Source organism: Bartonella sp. AP65SXKL (assembly GCF_042195725.1).
In the GTDB taxonomy this organism is placed as follows: Bacteria; Pseudomonadota; Alphaproteobacteria; order Rhizobiales; family Rhizobiaceae; genus Bartonella.
In genome coordinates this window covers 39,255-55,764 of the sequence record NZ_JBHIOW010000001.1, presented here as the reverse complement: position 1 = coordinate 55,764, position 16,510 = coordinate 39,255, and the positions used below count along the sequence as shown (strand labels likewise).

The window sequence follows — 16,510 nt, the reverse complement described above, 5'->3', positions numbered from 1 at the left end:
CTAAACGTAACAAGGCGAAGGTTATGAAACAAGCCTATTTTTCATGAAAATGGTTATAAATTTTTTGTGCAATTGTCATAGAGATTCCCGTAACTTTTTTTAAATCTTCAAATGAGGCACTAGCAACAGCTTTGGCACTTCCAAAATGATGAAGCAATGCACGCTTTCTTGTCGGACCGATATTTTCGATTTCATCAAGTGGGTTTTTGAATGTTGCTTTTTTTCGTTTTATCCTATGAGTTCCAATCGCAAAACGGTGTGCTTCATCACGCAGACGTTGCAAAAAATAGAGGATAGGATCACGTGGAGGAAGTGTAAAGGGGGGAATACCTTTTATAAAAAATCGTTCACGTCCCGCATGACGGTCAACACCTTTGGCGATTCCAACAACTGTGAAGAGATCATTTAATTGTAATTCAGCAAGTATTGCATGTACGCTGTTGATTTGTCCTTCACCACCATCGATTAAGATAAGGTCAGGCCAAATGGGAAAAAGATCATCATCTTTTATGTTATGACTTCTATTTGGCAGATCATGCTCTTTGATAAGGCGTGAAAATCTTCGTTTAATCACTTCTTTCATCATGCCAAAATCATCGCCAGGCGTGATATCTGTTGAGCGAATGTTGAATTTTCGATATTGATTTTTAATAAATCCCATTTGACCAGCAACAATCATAGCCCCTACAGCATTTGTTCCCATGATATGAGAATTGTCATAGACTTCTATCCGGTGTGGAGGAAAAGGTAGTTGGAATGTTTTAGCAAGACCTTGAAGCAATTTTGTATGGGTGGCTGTTTCAGAAAGCTTATGTTCAAGTGCTTCATGAGCATTGAGATAGGCACGATTAACAAGAGTTTTTCGTTCACCTTGTTTAGGTAAAGAGAGGGATACTTTGTGGTTTGCTTTGAGACTAAATGCTTCTGTAAGAAGTGCCTTTTCTTCAATTTCTTCAGATAAAAGGATGCTTTTGGGAAGTGGTTTATCATCGTAAAATTGGGCAAGAAAACTCGCTAAAATTTCAGTACGGGAAAAAGAGGGATCTGCTTTAGGAAAATAGGCACGGTTTCCCCAATTTTGCCCCATGCGAAAAAAGAACACTTGAATACAGGTCATTCCTTCTTTTTGCGCAATTGCAAATACATCCGCTTCTTTTATCGTTTGAGGATTAATACCTTGATGGCTTTGTATGTGAGAAAGGGCTGATAAGCGGTCACGATAGGAAGCTGCTTGTTCAAAATCAAGATTTTCTGCGGCTTTATGCATAGCTTGAACCATATCGCTTTTAATAGATTGATCTTTTCCCGAAAGGAACGCTTTTGCTCCTTTCACCAGTTCTTTATAATCACTGTCACTAATTTCATGAGTACAAGGTGCAGAACATCGCTTAATTTGATAAAGCAAACAGGGGCGTGTACGGTTTTCAAAAACTGAATCAGTACAGGTTCGTAATAAAAAGGCGCGTTGTAAAACATGAACTGTTTGTGTCACTGCACCAGCAGAAGCAAAAGGACCAAAATAGTGAGCTTTTCGTGTTCGAGCACCACGATGTTTGTAAAGTGCAGGCACTCGATGATCATCTGTAATCATAATATAAGGGAAACTTTTATCATCACGCAGGAGTACATTAAAATGTGGATGCAATCTTTTGATGAGATTGGCTTCTAAAAGGAGTGCTTCTGTTTCTGTATGGGTGACGATAAATTCCATATGATATGTTGCACGAATCATGCGGGTAATACGATTATTGTGTCCTTGTTCACGTGTATAGTTTGAAACACGTTTTTTGAGATTACGGGCTTTGCCAACATAAAGAATATCACCATTTTCATCAATCATCCGGTAAACCCCTGGCTTATGCGGAAGGTGTCTAACAAACTCTTGTATGAATTTGATACCTTGGAACTGATTTTTCTCATTGCTTTGATTGGCATTATGCCATGTAACATTAGAGAGAAAAGAAAGTTTTTCCCGTTCATTTTGCGGACAATTTGTATTATTTTTCAGGACCATTCCGTTTGTTACGAATATGTTGTTTGTTTAATATATGAAATATTCTTTTTTATTAAATAATGATTATTTATGTCTTTATAATTTTTTTCTATAAATAATATCTTATAACATAAGAGTATGATTTTAGAGAGCCGATCTTTCATAAAAAAATATGAGAGTTGTTATTCTAAGACAGCTTTATGAATTTGCCCAATTTATCCATTAAAATGATTGAAATAAGAAATCCATGATGATTAAGAGGATAGACTTTCTAAAAGGAAAAAAATTAATTCACGCTGATCGTTATTAGCTTACCATTATAATATGTTGGTATTATCCAAAGAATCAAAGAACTTTATCATTTAATGCCTTTGTATTTTACAACATGATATTTGATTTAGAAAAAATATCAGAGAAAGATCTAACATAACAGATGTTCTTTTTGAAGCCACTTATGCGTTATTTGGGCATTTTCATCTTGTCCCAGACGGTTGATAAGAAAGGGGCTGAGTTTTTTCATTTCTTCTTCCAAAAGGTAGGGAGGGTTAATAATAATCATACCACTTCCATTCATTGTCGGTGGACTTGAACTTTTTCGGATACGCATTTCAAGCTGTAGAATCTTAGGAATTCCGGTTTGATAAAGCGCGTGAAGAAAACTTTCAATTTCTTTGTCATATTTAACAGGATACCATAAAGCGTAGATTCCTCCAGAAAAGCGACGATAGGCTTTCGTTAATCCATCAATAAGGCGGGAAAACTCTCCAGTTTTTTCAAAGGGAGGGTCAACAAGGATAAACCCACGTTTTTCTTTTGGTGGTACATGAGCATTTAAGGAAAGCCAACCATCTAAATGCAGAACTTTTGTTTGATAATCTCCTGCAAAGTTTTTTGCTAAAATATGATAATCTTCATTGTGCAATTCTATTGCGGTGAGGCGATCTTGTTTCCGTAATAATTGACGAATAAGAACAGGAGATCCAGGATAAAATACAATTTCTTTTTCCCCTTTATTGAGGGCATCAATGATATCACACCATGGACAAAGGAGTGTTCTTAAATCTTCTGGGATAGGAGTTGAAAAAAGTCGTTGGACACCTTCGCGACACTCTCCTGTTTTATGTGCTTCTAAAGAAGAAAGGTCATAAATACCGATTCCAGCATGCGTATCTATAACGCGAAAAGCTTTTTCTTTGCGTTTGAGATATTCTACAATGCGAGTGACAATAATGTGTTTAAAAACATCAGCAAAATTGCCAGCATGATAAATATGCCGATAATTCATGGAGTAAACTCTATCATATGTATAACTGTACCGGATTATTAGCATAGAATAATAGAATTGATATCCATAAAAATACTCTTGTAGAAATCAAACAATACCCTCACTCCCACATTATACACTACAGAAAAAATATTAATGTCATCAGAGCATTTATTCACAGAGCTATTTTTATATAATGAGATTAATCGTTAAAATTTTAATTTTTTTATATGAAAGATAGACAAGAAGAGATCAAACATTTCAATAGAGATATTTATGTTGTAAGAGAATTTTTTTATGACCGCGGACTCTTTCAGGAAAACTATAAAAAAACTCAATTAACGAGAATATTAGTGAAGTTTGTTGAAAAATTGAAGGGTATCTTTCAAATTCATTTTGTTTAAAGATTAAAGAATTTCAAATGCTTGATAAAAACATTGTTACATTTATAAGTTTTTTAGCAAGCGTAAAATTATGGATAGAGCAATAAAGTGCTGGTGTTATAGTGATAGATTTTTGTAAAAGTGTGAATGAATTTCATTGTTTTAAGCGGAGCCGAAGCTTTACATTATACACGCTAAATAGCTAGGTTATTGTGTATGATGCTAAAATAAAACTTTTGAAAATTGATATGTGCTCTGCAAGCTATCTCAATCAAAATGAGGAATTTTAAACTAAAGTAAATAGGTTTATCTATCTCTAACACTGTATTATCGAGCGGCTTTATGAGGTAATCTTATAAAAAAGGCTAGGATAAGAAATTCTTTTTATATGGATTATGCTTCTATACCATGCTTTTGATTGAATGTAATTTTCTATTCATGCCCATTCTGTTTTCAATACTGAGATAGGTTAAACACATGATATTATGAGAACGCATGCCCAGAATCCGGAGACTTGTAATAGTTAGAGCATACAGTGGCTTAGAGAGCTGGTTATATGGAGGTATTTTACTGAATAAAGGCACAAGCTGGTACCTTTTTTATTTTTTAGCAGTATTGCCATACCTCTTGGCACTTGAGTTGGTTCATAAAGTACATTTTTACTCTTTCCGCTAATAGTTTTATTTACACGACAGATATTTAATTGAATACGATGATGGCTCATATTTCGTATTGTATATGGAATAATGGATGATAAAATTCCCACCCCAACGCAAAGAGTAAATGTTGTGCGTAAGATGATCGTTTTTGAAGAGACTGATGATGTGTTAAGAAAGTTTTTTAGAGATTTTTCTTTCTGATTTTTTTAATTGAATACGTAAAATGTTTTACAGCATGTTATGATTTTTATCAGTAAAGGATAATTTGGCGGAAATGTTTGTAATGATACGTACAACATTGTTTAAAAGGAAAGACATTGGCTATAGTATTTACAGGAAGATGAGTAACCTAAGAGATCAGATGAAGTTATTTTAGAAAAGTTTTTAAGTGTTTTGAACTTTGTATGAAGTGGTTTATCATTTTTGAATGGTTTGTGTTATAATACGCTAAAAAAGGATGAGAGGATAAAAAGTTCTTTTTGCAATAAAAGCGTGTAATTGCTTTTAAGTTAAGAAGAAAATATATAAGTAAGATATTATATTTGATACCTCCTTCAGAGGAAGCATGAATAAATGAAATCAAATTTAAAAGCATAAAGTTAGAGAGAATAATGGGTAATATTTTTTCACCAACGCATTTAATTATAATTTTATTGATTATCTTTGTGCTTTTCGGTCGCGGTAAAATTTCTGAATTAATGGGCGATGTTGCTAAAGGAATTAAAGCCTTCAAAAAAAATATGAAAGAAGAAGATGATAGCATTGAGGATAAAGTTGAAATGGCTCCTACTTCCCAAATGATTGATGTAGAATCTCAACAATCTCAGCCGTTATCGGTAAAACATGCAACAGCGCGCAGAAAGGTTTCTTCTGCTTCTAAAAAAAGCAAAACATCTGTTGCTAAAAAACAGTAACAAAAACGCAATCATCATTGTGCAATATTTTTTGATGAGAAAGTCGAATTAAGAGATGTTTGGGATTGACGGACCAGAGTTTATCGTAATCTTACTTGTTCTCATCATTGTCGTTGGACCAAAAGATTTACCTAAAATATTAAAGACAGTAGCAAAGATAAGAGCGTATGTGTATTCAACAGCAAATGAACTTCGTCATCAGTTTGATGATGTAATAAAACAAATCGAGCGCGATAATTTGCAAAAAGTATGTTCGGATATTAGCGATTCAAGCAAGAAGTTGACAGAGACTTTTGATCCCATTCAAAATACATTAGAAGATATCCACGATAATTTGGATGTTAAGGCAACACACCATAAATCAAAAAAAGATAAAGAAATTTTGGAATGCGATCAAAACGTAACCAATAAAGATACGACAGTATCTATTGCTTCTAAAGATAAAGAAGATATGTCATGAATGTTAAGAAAGATGAAGTTGATGCTAATATGGCTCCACTTTTAGAACATTTAATTGAACTTCGTCAGCGAATTATTTCTGCCTTGGTTGCATTTATGATCGCTTTTATGATGTGTTTTCTTGTTAAAGATTATATTTTAAATTTTTTACTATGGCCATATCAGTGGGCAATGAAAATAGCAGAGGGTAATCCTGAGGGGATTCGTTTACAATCAACGCAAGTATGGGAAACTTTTTTAACGAAGATGAAGCTTTCTGTTTTTGGGGGAATTATTTTATCTTTTCCCTATACGGCTTTTCAGTTTTATAGTTTTATTGCACCAGGGCTTTATAAAAATGAGCGTATGGCTTTTTTACCATTTCTCATTGGGGGGCCTATTTTATTTTGTATTGGGGGAGCGTTTGTTTATGGTCTATTAGCGCCAATAATACTATGGTTTAGCCTTTCTCAACAATTTCTTCCAGATGTTCATTTAAAAATAGAGTTTATAGTGCGTATTTCTGATTATTTGGGCTTTATGACATCGTTTATCCTAATTTTTGGTTTGATTTTTCAATTACCTCTTGTCATCAGTCTTTTAACAAAAATTGGATTTGTAACATCTCATGACTTGGCGTCTAAACGAAAATGGGCTATTTTGCTCTCTTTTATCATAGCGGCAATCATAACGCCGTCGGATTTTTTTACGATGTTTGCAGTGGCTTTACCAACGATAGCACTTTACGAGATTTCAATTTTAATTGCTTACAGTATAGAAAAGAGAAGAAAATCCGCTTAAGAAAAGTGTATAATCTTATGCGATAAGGAATGAATAAAAACAATATAAATGAGGAATTTTTATGCTTGATATTAAGTGGATTCGTGACAATCCTGAGAAATTAGATAAAGCACTCGTAAGTAGAGGTCTTGAGCCACAAGCTGAAAGGTTAATACAACTTGATCTTGCACGTCGGTCGTATATTGCTAAGGTGCAATTGGCGCAGGAACGTCGCAATGCTGTTTCAAAGGAAATAGGACAGGCTTTAGCGGTATCGGATCAGCAAATGGCTGAACGTCTTAGGGCTGAAGTTGAAGAGATTAAAGCTTTTCTTTCCTCTGCAACAGTGGAAGAAAAACAGCTGACGGAGAGTCTTGAGAAACTTCTTTCAGCACTTCCAAATATTCCATTAGATGATGTTCCAGAAGGTAAAGATGAAAGTGATAATGTCGTCATTCGACATTTTGGTACACCTCCAACATTTAATTTTACACCAAAGGAACATTTTGATCTTGGTCAAGATCTCAAACAGATGAATTTTGAACGAGCTAGTCGTTTGTCTGGAACACGTTTTACAGTACTTTCAGGGGCATTAGCACGGCTAGAACGAGCATTAGGCCAGTTTATGCTTGATGTGCATGTCAATGAGAATGGTTACACAGAAGTCTCAATACCTCTTCTTGTTCGTGATGAGATTGTTTACGGAGCAGCACAATTACCGAAATTTGCTGAAGACCTTTTTCGTACAACAGATGGTCGATGGCTTATTTCCACAGCAGAAGTGCCATTAACCAATTTGGTCAACGATGAAATTCTTGAAATATCAGATTTACCACTACGATTTTCTTCTTTATCTCCCTGTTTTCGTTCAGAGGCGGGAGCAGCCGGTCGTGATACGCGCGGTATGTTGCGTCAGCATCAATTTTGGAAAGTTGAAATGGTCTCGATTACCAGTGAAGAGCAGTCTTTAATTGAATTAGAACGTATGACGGAATGTGCAGAAGATATATTAAAGCGGCTTGGTTTGCCTTTTCGCACAGTGGTTCTTTCTACGGGTGATATGGGGTTTGCAGCGCGTAAAACCTATGACATCGAGGTTTGGCTTCCTGGTCAAGAATGTTATCGTGAAATTTCTAGCTGTTCAGTTTGTGGAGATTTTCAAGGTCGCCGTATGAATGCGCGCTATCGTAAAGAAGGCGATAAAAAATTGCATTTTGTTCATAGCCTTAATGGTTCTGGTACGGCTGTTGGACGTTGTCTTATTGCCGTACTTGAAAATTATCAACAGGCTGATGGATCAATTATTATTCCAGATGTTTTACAACCTTATATGGGAGGCATGCGCTGTATTACTGCTTAATTTTACGAAAGGAGAGACAATATGCGTTTATTGCCAAGAGGTGATGATACACAGACGCAAGTTTTTGCCATTTTAAAAGAAGCAGTTTGTCAGTATGATAAAAGTGCACCTCCATTGGAGATTGAATGATACTATGGGGCAAAAGGGTATTTTACAATTTCGTGAGGAGTTAGCCGCTCTTGTACTGAAAATGCGTAGCAAAGGCATTGATGACGTGCGATTTTTTTCGGCATTAGAGAAAATTCCGCGTCAACAGTTTGTTGCTGCTCCTTGGTTCAATAGTGCTTATGATAATAAAGTTATTCCCCTTGAGTGTGGTGAATATATGGAACGTTTGGAAGAACAACTCTTAATTCTTTCGGCATTATCGTTGAAAAAAAGGCATCGTGTCTTAGAAATTGGTACAGGATCTGGTTTTTGTACTGCTCTTATGGCATGTCTGAGTGACCGTGTGACAACGATTGATCGTTATAAAACGCTTGTTGATTTAGCACGCCAAAAATTTCAAACTTTAGGAATTGAAAATATTGTTATAAGGCAGATTGATGGAAGTCATAGCGTGACAGGCTTAGGATCATTTGATCGCATTCTTATTTGGCCATCACGTTTTGATGAACCAAAGGAATTTTTAGAACTTTTAGCTGAAAATGGAATTCTCATTCAGGCGATAGGACCTGACGAAGGGGTACAAACGGTGACGCGCTATACAAAAATTGGTAGTCGATTTGAGTGTTTAGAACTGTTCCAAGTGCGTTACCAACCTTTTATTAAAGGCATTGCGGAGATACTTTAATTTTTAAAAGCTAAGAAGTTTCTGCGAATTGTCTACGTTAAATTCATTTTGATCTTATATAAAGATATTTATGAATAAAACATCTCATTTTAACTCTTCGGTAATTTAAAAAAGCTTTAATGGAGTGAGTTGATTATTGATGAGTGAGCAAAACGATGTGTCTAAAAGCTTTGGATAATATTTTCCAGCATAATTTTCAGAGAATAACTTTGTTAGCGGTGGTAACTATTGTTGCTGGTTGTAGTTCTGGTACACAGCGTTTTTCCAATACGTTCTCTCATCGTACGGTATCATCTCAATCAAATATATCAAGCACTATGTATACAGACCCGCGAATGCTATCATACGGTAGTGGTATGATACAAAGCACTGAATTGCCACCTGTGGAATCAAGCGATGATTCGTGGGGAGATGATAATTCCCCCTATAATTTTCCACATCAAGATAGGATAACTTCTTCTGATGGTCGCGTTATGGGCTCCCCTCCACGTAATCTTGGAACACTTTCTCGTTCACAAATGGATAAATCTCCTATTTTTCGGCGGAATTCTTATATTGTCCAGAGTGGAGATACACTGCTCAGTATTGCACGACAAGTAGGGGTTAGTGTTGAGGCATTAAAATTAGCAAATGGTATAAACAGCAATTCCATTTATATCGGTCAGGTCCTTGTTGTTCCAAGCAGGCGTACATTAGCAGCTTCAAATGCACACAATAATAACGATTGGGCAGTGTCAACAACAGAATCTGCATCCCAATCTCAAGTGATGTCCTCTATAAAAAACAAGAAGTCCTCTCCTATATATAAAGCTCCTGTAACAACGCCACCCTCTGCAAAGATGAACAAATCAAGTTCTGAGAAAAATTTTTCTAAACAGATGACGCAATTGAAACATGAGACTGGTTTGTCAAGTACTGTTACGAATACAGATAATATGACGACTCCGCAAGCCACAGGAATTTCTAAGATGCGTTGGCCAGTACGAGGGCGTTTATTAAGCCAGTTCGGTCAAAAAAAGGGAACAGTAATGAATCGAGGAATAGATATTGCAGTGCCTGAAGGGTCTTCGGTAAAGGCGGCAGAAAATGGTGTGGTTATTTACGCGGGAGATGGATTAAAAGAGCTTGGTAATGTTGTGATGATTCGACATGAAAATGATATTATCACTATTTATGGATGTAATAGTAAGCTTGTTGTTAACAAAGGACAAAGGATAAGGCGCGGTGATGAGATTGCTAAATCTGGTGTTTCAGGAAATGTTAAAACGCCACGTGTCTATTTTGAGATGCGTAAGAATTCATTACCTGTTGATCCCCTTAAATATTTAGAAAACTAATTTATTGATGACTTTTACATTTGAATAGTCTTACAGTTTATAGAAAATTCATGAAAAATAATTGATTTTCTTAAATCAATGACATTACAGCAAAAAATCATTGGTTTTAGAAAAGTAGTTCGTTGGGGTCGGTAAATATTACCATTTTTGTATTTATGAAAGTGTAAGACAATAGTATCATACTATTTGTCAGCTTTGAGTGTTCCAATTGCTCTTGCATTTGAGAGAAGCATGAAAAAGATATTTTCACGCCTTTCTTAAAAAGTTTTTATCTACAGGCTCATTTAATATGTGTGACGTGCAAGAAAATCGTTTTGATTAATTCAGAAGGTTTGAAATGAGAGCGTTTTATTGTATTTAGATCTGTCATTTGATATCAAAAACGATAAATTATCTATATAAATTAAGTTTGTTCATTAGAAAAATTATCTTGTATAATTTATTGAGTTAGTGAAAAGATTTGTATTGTAGGATATACAATAGGGGAAAGTGAATCTATTTTTTAAGATTTTTCTCATTGTATTTTGGTATTCTGCCTCTTAAGGATTTATTGTATTTTTGTAAAGCTGTGATTAGATTATGTCGTTATTGCTTTTTATGATAAATTCTTTAGGAATTTTTTCTGTATCGGAATTTCATTTTAATAGAGTGGGAAATACCTGAGGTTTAACTATAGGAGATAAAAATGTTTATTACGAACGCTTATGCTCAAGTTGCAGGCGATGTTTCCGGTGGAATTTCATTTGCTAGCGCTGTCCCATTCATTTTAATTTTTGCAATTATGTATTTTTTTATCATTCGTCCACAGCGTGCCCAAATGAAAAAACGCCAAGAAATGCTTAATGCAGTACGTCGTGGTGATACAGTTATAACGGGTGGTGGTATTATCGGCAAGGTTACGAAGGTTCACGACGAGAGTGGTGAATTAGAGGTTGAAATTGGTGAGAGTATGAATATTCGTGTTATTCGCTCAACATTAGCTGATGTGCGCGTTAAAGGTGAGCCGGTTGCAGAAAAAAAATCAAAACTTAATGCTAAAGCAAAAAGACCACAAAAGTCTAAATCTAAAACGACAACGAAAGAAGATATGAGTATCTCTAAAGAGAAAAAAGCTATATCAAAGGAAAATGCATCTTAAGGTGTAATGGCAGTTTATTACATTTTTTAAGCATTTTTATAAAAAGCTTGGCAAGATCAAGACAATTTCATTGAAAAAGAGGCTTTTATAGTGGCTACAGAAAATGGAGTTTTTGTTTTCTTTAGATTATTAAAATAGTTGTTTTATTTATAGAATATTACGCAATTTTTTTCTGTTTTTTAAACAAGATCATTGTTTTTATAAAAAGCAATTTGTGAGTAAATAAGCTGAGGAAACTTTTTAAAAGATAGATTTATTTAAGCAGGTATAGCATTTTACAGCGGTTTATTCCCAAATTTTCATATATTTGTTGTATGAGAAGATTAGGGCATTATATAAAAATTTTCACTTCAATACTAGGCTATGTTTAACATATCAATGTTTATATCAGCCTTACTTTAATTTTTATGGTGAGAAGAAGCAAAGACAATTGGATTATTCAAAAATAAAAGGTGCATATTCATGTTCGATGCAATTCAAATTCGTGAAGCACATTTTCCAAGTCGCGCACCTATTGATGCTTATGGAAATGGTGGGTTTCGTTTTGCTGATATGTCTCATAGAGGTTCTATTATTTGTGTACCATCAGGTATTTATGGCATTGAGATGGCAGGGCCTGTTCCCACTCAAGGGGATATATCTCGTATTTTAGAAGAAGCTTCTGAAATCGAAGTTTTATTAATAGGTACTGGAATTGAATTATTACGATTACCTGAAGAGTTACGGGTGCTTTTATGGGAAAAACGTATTTCATCAGATACAATGAGTACGGGAGCGGCGGTGCGTACATTTAATGTTTTATTGGCTGAAGATCGCGCTGTTGCAGCGTTATTATTTGCGGTAGAATAGAGTATTGTTTAATAAAACAAAGGCTCTGGTCTAGCATGAAAGACTTGTGTGATTATTTTCTGCGCTGTAAAATACTGTCGTTTAAGGCGGTGATATAAGGGTATAGAATATACATAACTTAACACATTAAGTGTTTTTAAATACAGCAGCAAGTATTCAGGACAAAGTTTGCTCATAGTTCCTAATGAATCACATGAGTGATCAGCTCTTGGCACTTAAGACGGTTCATAAGAGGCATTTTAATTCTTTCTTATACAGTTTTACCTACAAGCCAGTTCCGCTTGTGACGTGCAAGGGAATAGTTTTTATTGATGTAACATGGAATTGGTTTGAAATGAAAGCATATCTACGATATTTGGGATTCTAATTTAACATACAAAACACAAAATTATCATTATAAATCAATGCGTTTATAGTAACAGAAACGTACCGAGAGCAATTGGATTTTTTAGAAATTGGTGTTGGTAAGAACCTTTGTCTTTTAGGATGGGGAGGAGGTCAATGATTTGATGAAGTTTTTGTGATCAGTGCATTTTTTATAAAATAACATTGTCATCTATCCACTGAAAAAGTGTCTTGCATTGTTTGTTGTTCAAGTTTTACTATGCATGTTACGATTGGTTTTTAGCTTTTTTATTGCAAATGAAAACTTGAAGTCCGATAAGATAAGTTTTATCAGAAAAATTATTTATTTAATTTTTTTCTTTCTAAAACGAAAAGGGACTAGAAAAGAAATTTTAATTCATAATACAGTTAAGAGACACATTTAAAAATCTTATTTTCTGAACTGTATTTGCTTATCCTTCATTTTTTAATATGAATAAAAAGAGGGTATTAATTTAATTGCTAAAAAAGGGACGTTAATAGGTTCATAGAATGATAGGCTCTCTTCCTTATTGTCTTGATATTTTACGTACCATAGATCGTGATCGCTATATATCGGTTTTATTTGCACCTAAAAAAAAGCGCCAAGCATTGGCTGCTCTTTATGTATTTAATGCTGAAGTTTCTCGTATCCGCGAAAGTGTACATGATCCACTCATAGGAGAAATACGGTTACGTTGGTGGTATGATGCTATTGCTCATGGTGAAATGCAAACGAGTGGAAACAATCCGATTTTGAATGATTTATTAAAAGCAATCACTCTTTTTAATTTACCTAAGGCAGCTTTTTTACGTTATTGTGATGCGCAAATTTTAGATCTTTATCACAATCCAATAGAAACACTTCATGATCTAGAGCATTATTGTGGTGAGACAGCAGGCATAATTTTACAGCTTTCTTGTCAGATATTAGATCCTGAAACTGCACAAGAGTTTACAGATATCTATGAACACGGAGGGATTTCTCAAGGATTAAGCGGTGTATTGCGTCTTTTATCATTCATGCAATCACGATATCAATATTATTTACCCACTGATATATTAAAGGCTGTAGGAGTGAATAGGGAAGATTTGGAATCTCATCGTCTCAGTGATCAACAAAAGGGTTGTATTGTTGAAGCTATGGTAGCATTATCGCGCGATCATTATACCCAATTTTACGAGTATTCTTGTATTTTACCGAGAGTTCTTAAGCCAGCTTTTCTTCCATTGGTCATTGTACCGGCTTCTCTTCAAAAAGCTATACAGCTGGGGGCAGCAATTTTTCAAGAGAGCGCAACTTTGCCATTGATGTATCGCTATTGGTTGATAACAAGGGCAGCAATAAGCGGCAATTTTCCAAAGATATTGTAAAAAAATATTACTACGTTGGAATGCGTAACATGTAGACTGATTTTTTCATATGAAGATAAAAGGAGCTATTGTGATTCCAAACCATTTTTTTGTTATAAAAAATGTTGATGTTTTGGTTGTTATGAACACAGAAGAATAAGAAATTTTATGATCTTGAAAATACGCTGTATTTCTTCATCAGTAATATGTTTTATTCAGTGTATTGGATGGGTGAGATGCAGAGAAAGAAAAACATAAGATAAATCTTAATACATTGGTTTGTTTGATGAAGAACTTTTAAGTACTCTGAATGTATTGATTGTAGCTCATTTGCAAATGAAATAAAATTTCTATTTTATGAGAGAAGTTATCTTAGCAGTCTATAAGTCTATAAAAAACTCTTATTTTTGAGAAATTATAACATCATAATTGATGACTGTTATGATTGATGAATATATTGATTTATAATGATAATACGTTTTTTCTTATATTGAATGAGAGTCTTGAATAGAAAAAGATTTCTCCATTTTTATAATGAATTTTAAAAATAGTTTTTTTATCTATTATAAGTTGGATGTGTAAATGAAATCATTTAAGGAAGAAGCAATACGCTCCCTATGAATGAATATTAAGAGTAGCAATATAATGAGCTATGAATGAATGACGATAGGGATGATGTTTATAGCTTAATGGGCGGCAACCTTTACGACCTTTGGATGGATAATGTTTTTTAATGCATTGCAAAAACGATTCTACATTCCATTGACTATTTTCTCGCAAATCCATACATGCACTGTTTTGCGAGAAAATGAATCATTATACAAACGCTGATCCTAAGATATGCAGACAAGAAACCCGTCTTACCTCTTCAACTATAGACGAAGAGCTGATGAAAACTTTATCAATAAGTTCTTAAAATTATGCACAATCTTTTTATTGGAGAGCGTTAAAGATCTGATTATAATTTGTGCTATTAATTTCCAAAGGATGTTCTTTATTGGCAACTTGTAGCATTTCTAGCTTGAGATCTTCTCTTATCATCATATCTATATTGGCGCGGACCTCAGTTGAAAGATTATGAGACGTGATATCTTTAGGCATGGTTACAGTCTTTATTTGATAAATGATACGGTTTGTTGCAACCGGACCTTTTATGATGCCATAATGACCTTTGGGAGCGGAAAATAATGCTTTAATGCCTTCAACGCCAAGGGTTTCAGATGAGTCTTGACGCCGGAGGGTTGGTGTTGTTTGTTTTGTAACACCAAGGGTATGAGCAAGAGCAACAAGACTTTTTCCTTCCGTGAGCTGTTTGAGAGCATTTTGGGCTTTTTCATCAAGAAGACGTTGGATTTCCTCATCTTTCCATTGAGAAAGAACATCTAGCTTAGCCTCTTCAAGTGTCTTATCACGGGAAGGAATAATTTTATCGACCTTGTACCAGAGATATCCACCATTTTGAAAAGAGAGAGGATCAAGATCGACTCCTTCGTTTGATTGATAGATGGCATTCAGTAAAATATCTTTTTGAGGTAAATCCGTGAGTATTGCACCTTCAAGCGTTTTTCCCGTTTTATCAATAGTAATTGTGCGCAAAGATAACTTGTATTGGTCAGCTAACTCTTTGAGAGAAGCACCCTCAAAACGAGCATTTTCAATGGCAGCATAATTGTTACGGATATCATCAGTAGCACGATTTTTGGCAAGTATTTGGCGAATATTTTCTTCTACACTTTCAAAAGGAAGAGAGCTTGAAGGTTCAATATGCGTAACGCGAATGAGAACAGGTCCCTGTAAGTCATTTATCACAGGACTGACTTGGCCTTGTTGAAGTTCAAAAATTTCAGATGTCAGATGATTAGGAAGTTCGTTTTCTGCGAGAGGACCTTTTTTTATGTCATTAAGAGTCTTTTTTTCAGCTTTTACCAGTTCATCAAAACTCAATCCATCAGCTATTTTTTTTGCTGCATTATCGGCTTCTTCGCGTGAGGGGAATCGCAGTTCTTCGAATGTACGCTTTTCAGGCGTTACAAAACGTGAAGCATTTTGTGTATAATAGGCTTTCGCCTCATCTGTTGAGATATCTTTAGGTTTTACAAAATCATTAAGTTCCATAGATAGCAAAGAGACAGTACGGTATTCTGGAGCACGAAATTGACTTTGATGTGTTTCAAACCATTTTTGTAATGTTTCGTAATCAGGATCAGCAATTGTTTTCTTTTCTTTTAGATCAATAACGAGATAATCAGCAATACGCATTTCTCCTTGATAAAGAGCAAGTGCTTTATAAAAGAGATTTGGTGCCTTCATATCAGAAAGTAAAGCAGCAATAAGCTGATTACGCTTTTCTTGTTTGGTGTAATAATTAAGAAAAGCACTTTCACTAATACGTAAATGCTGAAGATAGTTATAAAACAAGTTTTTATCAAAAGTGCCATTTACCTGGAACATCTTATCAGAACCAATCGTATGAGCTATTGTATCTTTTGAAAGACTTATTTTCATTTTACGTGCTTGTTCATCAAGCAGTACATTTTGTTGTAATTGATTAAATACAAAAGCAGGAATTTGGTATTGCTGCATTTCATTTGTTGTAAACATTCGTCCAAGATGAGCAGCATATGCTAAACGTGCGCTTTGATCGGCGAGTGCAAGACGATAATCATCGACAGTTACTGTGGACTTTCCAGAAGTAATAAGATCTCTTTCACTTTTTTTGTGTAACTGCGGTACCCCCCATAAAAGAATGAAGCATAAGAGTAAAATAGCAAGGAAAATTCTAAAAATCCAAGAATTTGTAGCATTTCTTATGATGTCAAGCATTGTTCAAGTCCATTTTTAATGTGAGTTATTATCAAAGCTGTAATGGAATTTGCAATAAAGAGA

Annotated in this window: 12 protein-coding genes; 9 read left to right on the top strand and 3 right to left on the bottom strand. The window is 34.7% G+C overall.

Annotated elements, in window-relative coordinates; translation table 11 throughout:
* Positions 1-34 precede the first annotated feature (34 nt).
* Positions 35-2,014: an excinuclease ABC subunit UvrC gene (uvrC, locus tag ACFIMP_RS00245; RefSeq protein WP_375612917.1), complete on the bottom strand. Its 1,980-nt coding sequence runs from the start codon at positions 2,012-2,014 to the stop codon at positions 35-37.
* A gap of 400 nt (positions 2,015-2,414) precedes the next feature.
* Positions 2,415-3,278: a 23S rRNA (adenine(2030)-N(6))-methyltransferase RlmJ gene (locus tag ACFIMP_RS00240; RefSeq protein WP_375612916.1), complete on the bottom strand. Its 864-nt coding sequence runs from the start codon at positions 3,276-3,278 to the stop codon at positions 2,415-2,417.
* Positions 3,279-4,910: 1,632 nt separating this feature from the next.
* Between ACFIMP_RS00240 and ACFIMP_RS00235 the strand changes: the two genes are divergently transcribed.
* The 9 genes from ACFIMP_RS00235 (at position 4,911) to ACFIMP_RS00195 (ending at position 13,645) form a co-directional block, all read left to right on the top strand.
* On the top strand, positions 4,911-5,213 hold the full coding sequence (locus tag ACFIMP_RS00235) for a twin-arginine translocase TatA/TatE family subunit (protein WP_375612915.1): 303 nt from the start codon (positions 4,911-4,913) through the stop codon (positions 5,211-5,213).
* Positions 5,214-5,268: 55 nt separating this feature from the next.
* Positions 5,269-5,673 carry a twin-arginine translocase TatA/TatE family subunit gene (locus ACFIMP_RS00230; protein ID WP_375631753.1) on the top strand — a complete coding sequence of 135 codons (405 nt, stop codon included), beginning with the start codon at positions 5,269-5,271 and terminating at the stop codon, positions 5,671-5,673.
* Positions 5,670-6,452, top strand: a complete 783-nt coding sequence (tatC, locus tag ACFIMP_RS00225; RefSeq protein ID WP_375612913.1) for a twin-arginine translocase subunit TatC — start codon at positions 5,670-5,672, stop codon at positions 6,450-6,452. Before ACFIMP_RS00230 ends, tatC begins: the two co-directional genes overlap by 4 nt.
* A 61-nt stretch (positions 6,453-6,513) precedes the next feature.
* The gene (gene serS, locus ACFIMP_RS00220) at positions 6,514-7,791 is read left to right on the top strand and encodes a serine--tRNA ligase (protein WP_375612912.1); all 1,278 of its coding nucleotides are present in this window, start codon (positions 6,514-6,516) and stop codon (positions 7,789-7,791) included.
* A 133-nt stretch (positions 7,792-7,924) separates the two neighbouring features.
* Complete coding sequence (locus tag ACFIMP_RS00215) at positions 7,925-8,584, top strand: protein-L-isoaspartate(D-aspartate) O-methyltransferase (protein ID WP_273791164.1); 660 nt, start codon at positions 7,925-7,927, stop codon at positions 8,582-8,584.
* A 155-nt stretch (positions 8,585-8,739) separates the two neighbouring features.
* Positions 8,740-9,921, top strand: a complete 1,182-nt coding sequence (locus tag ACFIMP_RS00210; RefSeq protein WP_375611257.1) for a peptidoglycan DD-metalloendopeptidase family protein — start codon at positions 8,740-8,742, stop codon at positions 9,919-9,921.
* 685 nt (positions 9,922-10,606) lie between these two features.
* Entirely contained in the window at positions 10,607-11,059 is a 453-nt protein-coding gene (gene yajC / locus ACFIMP_RS00205; RefSeq protein ID WP_375612910.1) for a preprotein translocase subunit YajC, read from the top strand.
* 462 nt (positions 11,060-11,521) lie between these two features.
* Positions 11,522-11,908, top strand: a complete 387-nt coding sequence (locus ACFIMP_RS00200; protein WP_375606262.1) for an Mth938-like domain-containing protein — start codon at positions 11,522-11,524, stop codon at positions 11,906-11,908.
* A gap of 876 nt (positions 11,909-12,784) precedes the next feature.
* Complete coding sequence (locus tag ACFIMP_RS00195; protein ID WP_375645463.1) at positions 12,785-13,645, top strand: phytoene/squalene synthase family protein; 861 nt, start codon at positions 12,785-12,787, stop codon at positions 13,643-13,645.
* Between the two features lie 912 nt (positions 13,646-14,557).
* Here the strand turns inward: ACFIMP_RS00195 and ACFIMP_RS00190 are convergent.
* Entirely contained in the window at positions 14,558-16,447 is a 1,890-nt protein-coding gene (locus tag ACFIMP_RS00190; RefSeq protein WP_375612908.1) for a peptidyl-prolyl cis-trans isomerase, read from the bottom strand.
* Between the last annotated feature and the right edge of the window lie 63 nt (positions 16,448-16,510).

What these genes read in the sequence shown, in the direction of transcription:
- uvrC (WP_375612917.1), bottom strand. Translation starts at nt 2,014, where the DNA reads ATGGTCCTGAAAAATAATACAAATTGTCCGCAAAATGAACGGGAAAAA.
- ACFIMP_RS00240 (WP_375612916.1), bottom strand. Translation starts at nt 3,278, where the DNA reads ATGAATTATCGGCATATTTATCATGCTGGCAATTTTGCTGATGTTTTT.
- ACFIMP_RS00235 (WP_375612915.1), top strand. Translation starts at nt 4,911, where the DNA reads ATGGGTAATATTTTTTCACCAACGCATTTAATTATAATTTTATTGATT.
- ACFIMP_RS00230 (WP_375631753.1), top strand. Translation starts at nt 5,269, where the DNA reads ATGTTTGGGATTGACGGACCAGAGTTTATCGTAATCTTACTTGTTCTC.
- tatC (WP_375612913.1), top strand. Translation starts at nt 5,670, where the DNA reads ATGAATGTTAAGAAAGATGAAGTTGATGCTAATATGGCTCCACTTTTA.
- serS (WP_375612912.1), top strand. Translation starts at nt 6,514, where the DNA reads ATGCTTGATATTAAGTGGATTCGTGACAATCCTGAGAAATTAGATAAA.
- ACFIMP_RS00215 (WP_273791164.1), top strand. Translation starts at nt 7,925, where the DNA reads ATGGGGCAAAAGGGTATTTTACAATTTCGTGAGGAGTTAGCCGCTCTT.
- ACFIMP_RS00210 (WP_375611257.1), top strand. Translation starts at nt 8,740, where the DNA reads ATGTGTCTAAAAGCTTTGGATAATATTTTCCAGCATAATTTTCAGAGA.
- yajC (WP_375612910.1), top strand. Translation starts at nt 10,607, where the DNA reads ATGTTTATTACGAACGCTTATGCTCAAGTTGCAGGCGATGTTTCCGGT.
- ACFIMP_RS00200 (WP_375606262.1), top strand. Translation starts at nt 11,522, where the DNA reads ATGTTCGATGCAATTCAAATTCGTGAAGCACATTTTCCAAGTCGCGCA.
- ACFIMP_RS00195 (WP_375645463.1), top strand. Translation starts at nt 12,785, where the DNA reads ATGATAGGCTCTCTTCCTTATTGTCTTGATATTTTACGTACCATAGAT.
- ACFIMP_RS00190 (WP_375612908.1), bottom strand. Translation starts at nt 16,447, where the DNA reads ATGCTTGACATCATAAGAAATGCTACAAATTCTTGGATTTTTAGAATT.